Source organism: Micromonospora sp. NPDC048843 (genome assembly GCF_040649965.1).
GTDB classification, from domain to species: Bacteria; Actinomycetota; Actinomycetes; order Mycobacteriales; family Micromonosporaceae; genus Micromonospora; species Micromonospora hortensis.
On the sequence record NZ_JBEZGJ010000308.1, the window covers coordinates 1 to 4590 of the forward strand.

At 72.3% G+C, this 4590-nt stretch carries 4 protein-coding genes; 2 read left to right on the top strand and 2 right to left on the bottom strand.

Features of this window, described 5'->3' with window-relative positions:
• Window positions 1-116: 116 nt before the first annotated feature.
• Window positions 117-2129, bottom strand: coding sequence for a threonine--tRNA ligase (thrS, locus tag AB0C20_RS35235; protein ID WP_357187218.1), 2013 nt, complete (start codon window positions 2127-2129; stop codon window positions 117-119).
• 188 nt (window positions 2130-2317) lie between these two features.
• Here thrS and AB0C20_RS35240 point away from each other — a divergent pair, with 188 nt between their 5' ends.
• A complete protein-coding gene (locus tag AB0C20_RS35240; RefSeq protein WP_357187221.1) occupies window positions 2318-3232 on the top strand; it encodes a DUF1775 domain-containing protein in 915 nt (304 codons plus the stop codon).
• A gap of 91 nt (window positions 3233-3323) precedes the next feature.
• Here AB0C20_RS35240 and AB0C20_RS35245 read toward each other — a convergent pair whose 3' ends face one another.
• Window positions 3324-4244 (bottom strand): ADP-ribosylglycohydrolase family protein, encoded by a 921-nt coding sequence (locus AB0C20_RS35245; protein WP_357187224.1) that lies wholly within the window; start codon window positions 4242-4244, stop codon window positions 3324-3326.
• A gap of 73 nt (window positions 4245-4317) precedes the next feature.
• On the opposite strand from AB0C20_RS35245, the gene AB0C20_RS35250 reads away from it, so the two are divergent.
• The coding region (locus AB0C20_RS35250; protein WP_357569633.1) for a response regulator at window positions 4318-4590 on the top strand (273 nt) is incomplete at its 3' end.

Here is a 4590-nt window from a genome sequence, read left to right on the forward strand (position 1 = left end):
CCGGTTGACGGTCAGCGACGCGGCGGTCGGCGGGTACGGCGGCGGTTGCGGCGGGCGGGGAGGCCACTACTTCCTGGATCGAGCACGATCATGCGGCAAGCGCGCCGCCCGCCCGGCTACTCCGCGGCGGCGGCGGAGGGGCCGATGTTGGTCCGTGAGCTGACCACGTCCAGCACGTGGGTCACCGCCTCGGCGACCGGCACCCCGTTGCGCTGGGAGCCGTCGCGGTAGCGGAAGGAGACCGTGCCGGCGGCCACGTCGTCGTCTCCGGCGATCACCATGAACGGGATCTTCTGCTGCTGCGCCGTCCGGATCTTCTTCTGCATCCGGTCGTCACCCGCGTCCACCTGGGCCCGGATGCCCTCGGCGCGCAGCGCCGCGACGAAGCCGTGCAGGTAGTCGGTGTGGTCCTCGCGGATCGGGATGCCCACCACCTGCACCGGCGCCAGCCAGGCCGGGAACGCGCCCGCGTAGTGCTCGGTGAGCACCCCGAAGAACCGCTCGATCGACCCGAACAGCGCACGGTGGATCATCACGGGCCGCTGCCGGCTGCCGTCGGCGGCCTGGTACTCCAACCCGAACCGCTCCGGCTGGTTGAAGTCGACCTGGATGGTGGACATCTGCCAGGTCCGGCCGATCGCGTCGCGGGCCTGCACGGAGATCTTCGGCCCGTAGAACGCCGCGCCGCCCGGGTCGGGCACCAGGTCCAGGCCGGAGGTCGCGGCGGCGGTCCGCAGCGCCTCGGTGGCCTCGGCCCAGTCCTCTTCGGCCCCGATGAACTTGGGCGAGTCGTCCCGGGTCGACAGCTCCAGGTAGAAGTCGTCCAGGCCGTAGTCACGCAGCAGGTCGAGCACGAAGCTGAGCAGCGTGGACAGCTCGCCGGCCATCTGCTCACGGGTGCAGTAGATGTGCGAGTCGTCCTGGGTCAGGCCACGGACCCGGGTGAGGCCGTGCACGACGCCGGACTTCTCGTACCGGTAGACAGTGCCGAACTCGAACATCCGCAGCGGCAACTCCCGGTACGACCGCCCGCGCGACCTGAAGATCAGGTTGTGCATCGGGCAGTTCATCGCCTTGAGGTAGTAGTCCGCGCCCTCCAATTGCATGGGCGGGAACATGGTGTCCGCGTAGTACGGCAGGTGACCGGAGGTCTGGAACAGCTGCGCCTTGGTGATGTGCGGGGTGTTGACGAACTCGTACCCCGCCGCCTCGTGCCGCTGGCGCGAGTAGTGCTCCATCTCGCGGCGGATGATGCCGCCCTTGGGGTGGAAGACCGCCAGGCCGGAGCCGATCTCGTCGGGGAAGCTGAACAAATCGAGGTCAGCGCCGAGCTTGCGGTGGTCGCGCCGGGCGGCCTCCTCCAACAGCTTCAGGTACGCCTTGAGCTCGTCGCGGGTCGGCCACGCGGTGCCGTACACCCGCTGTAGTTGGGGGTTCTTCTCCGACCCCCGCCAGTACGCGGCGGCGGAACGCATCAGCTTGAACGCGCCGATCAGTCGGGTGGTCGGCAGGTGCGGACCCCGGCACAGGTCCGACCAGCAGACCTTGTCCTCCTTGGCGTCGAGGTTGTCGTAGATGGTCAGCTCGCCGCCGCCCACCTCCATCACCTCGTCGGTGTCCAGGCCCTCGCCCTTGACCTCGATCAACTCCAGCTTGAACGGCTCGTCGGCCAGCTCGGAGCGCGCCTCGTCCAGGCTGCCGAAGCGGCGGCGACGGAACCGCTGCCCGGACTTGATGATCTCCTGCATGCGCTTCTCGAGCTTGCTGAGGTCATCGGGCTGGAACGGCTTGTCGACGTCGAAGTCGTAGTAGAAGCCGTTCTCGATGGGCGGGCCGATGCCCAGCTTGGCCTCGGGGAAGATGTCCTGCACGGCCTGGGCGAGGACGTGCGCGGTGGAGTGGCGCAGCACGTTGAGCCCGTCGGGCGAATCCAGGCTGACCGGCTCGACGACGGTCTCCTCGGCCGGCGACCAGTCCAGGTCGCGCAGCTGGCCCTCGGGGTCGCGGACCACGACGATCGCCTTCGGGCCGTTCGCGGGCAGTCCGGCCGCGGCCACCGCGTCGGCCGCCGTGGTCCCGGCGGCGACGACGACGGGGTCGGCCACGGCGGGGGTACGGGGTGCTGACACGGTGACTCCTCCAAGTGGTACGAAACGGTGCCGATCCTCGGCTCCTGCCGATGCTATCGGTCGCCCCGCCCCCGGCCGGGAACGGCACCTCCTTACCGCCGACGTTGAACCTTTCGCGCCTCGCAGCCGAACTAGAAGGTGTGGCCGGAAACCGGTGCCGGCCGCGTCGACACGGATGGGGGCACGAGATGGCGAGCACGTACGGCGGTGGCCGTCGACGGCGGATCGTGGCGGCGACCGCGGTGACCGCCGCTGGGCTGCTGCTCTGGCCTGGCACGGCGTACGCCGCGGACGTGACGACCACCCCGACCGAGGCCCGGCAGGGCGAGGCGGTACGGCTGGAGTTCAGCGTCCCGGAGGAACGGGCCGGCACGAAGACCAACCAGATCGAGGTCCGGCTGCCGGCCGACGCGCCGATCGCCGAGGTCTACCCCATGTCGGTGAACGGCTGGGCACCCCGAATCAGCTCCCGCACCCTGGACAAGCCGGTGGCCGGTATCCACTCCTCCGGGGTGAACACTGTGACGACAGCGGTGACCTGGGTCCGGGTCGGTGCGAGTGACCCCGGGCCGGCTCGGCTGGCGCTCTCCATGGGGCCGATGCCGCAGGCCGAGCGACTCACCTTCGAGGTCGTCCAGACGTACGCCGATGGCACCGTGGTCCGGTGGGCGGACGCCACCGGCCCGCACCGGGCCCCGGCGCTCACCCTGCTGCCGGCGGCGCCCGGCGCGGCGGGTCCTGCCGCACACGGCGGACACGCCGGTCCGGCGGCCGGTGCACCGGTCGCAGCGGACAACGGTGTGGACGCCGCACCGCCGGCCCGATCGGGCGGTGCCGACGAGGGCAGCGCCGACGGGATGCTGGCCGCCGGCCTGCTGGCCGGGCTGGGCGGCGGCGCGGCGATCGGCTGGCTGGTCAGCCGGTGGCGTCGACGCGACCCGGGCGAGGCCACCGCGCTCGCCGAGGTGACCGGCGGCCCGGACGAGGCCGCGACGCTGGCCGAGATAACCGGCCGCGGGAACGACACCGCAACGCCAGACCCGACGCCCGCCGACCCGCAGCCCACCGACGCGCAGCAGGCTGTTCCCGCAGCATCGCGGTGATCCACTCGGGTTCCCGGAAGCCGCGGCATCCCCGCCCCGCCCGGACAGCCCGATTTGCAGGAAGCCGAGTTGATCGTGGTCAGCCCGGGGGTCAGGGGAGCCAGGGAGGTAGCGGCTCGCGGGCGGCCAGCCACTCTTCGGGTACCCCGCCCGGGGTGCCGACACCGGTGTGCGCCGCCACCACCGCTCCGGCGATGGCGGCGGTGGTGTCCACGTCCCCGCCGGCCCGTACGCACGTCTCGATGGCCGCCGGATAGTCGTCGAGGTGGGTGGCGGCCACCCAGAGGGTGAACCCGACGGTGTCCTGGGCGGTCACCCGGGAGCCGTTGCCGAGCGCCTCCACCACCCGGGGCAACGGCCGGCCGAGCAGCCCGGCAGCCCGGTGTACGCCCCGGTGCACCTCGGTGCCCGGGTCGAGCGCGGCGGCGATCCCGGCGAGCAGCCGCTCCGGGGCCGGCCGGTGCCCGTCGAGACGGGCTCGGGCGGCCAGCGCGGCGGCGACGGCGACGGCGACCGCGCCGACGATCCCCTCCGGGTGCGCGTGCGTCACCTCGGCGGACGCGCGGGCCTGTGCCGCGGCGCGCGCCGTCGAGTCGGCGAAGTACGCGCCCAGCGGGCCGACCCGCATCGCCGCGCCGTTGCCGCAGGAGCCCTGCCCGTCGAAGGCGGAGGCGGCGGCCAGCGGCCACGGGGTGCCGGTGCGGATCAGCTCCAGGATCAGCATCGCGCCCGCGCCGTAGCCTCGGCGCTCGGTGCATCGCTCGGCGAAGGAGAGGGCCAGCCGGTCCCGGTCGATGCCACCGGAGTCGGCCAACTGGGCGAGGACCGAACAGGCCATCTCGGTGTCGTCTGTCCATTCCCAGGGCGCTGGCGGCAGCGCGTCGACGGCGAGACCCACGGGCGCCGACCCCGGCAGGAAGTACTGCGCGCCGAGCGCGTCGCCGGTGGAGAGACCGGCGAGGCTGTCCCGGGCGAGCGCCAGGCGGGCATCGGCGAACAGGGTGAACGACATCGTCGTACCAGCTTGCCCGGTCGCCAGGCACGCCGCAACGCGATCAACTTGCCAGGCCAAGTACGGTCTTGTCGTGGCCTCCGTGCTCCTGGTCGAAGACGATCACGTCGTACGCGGCGCGATGCTGCGGTCCCTCACCGACCGGGGGCATGCCGTGCACGCCGTGGGTACGGCGTTGGACGCCCTGCGTCGGGTCGCCGCGGAGACACCCGACCTGGTGGTGCTCGACCTCGGCCTACCCGATCTGGACGGCTCGGACGCGCTGCGGATGCTGCGCGGCATCACCGACGTTCCGATCATCATCGCCACCGCCCGCGACGACGAGCAGTCGGTGGTCAAGCTGCTG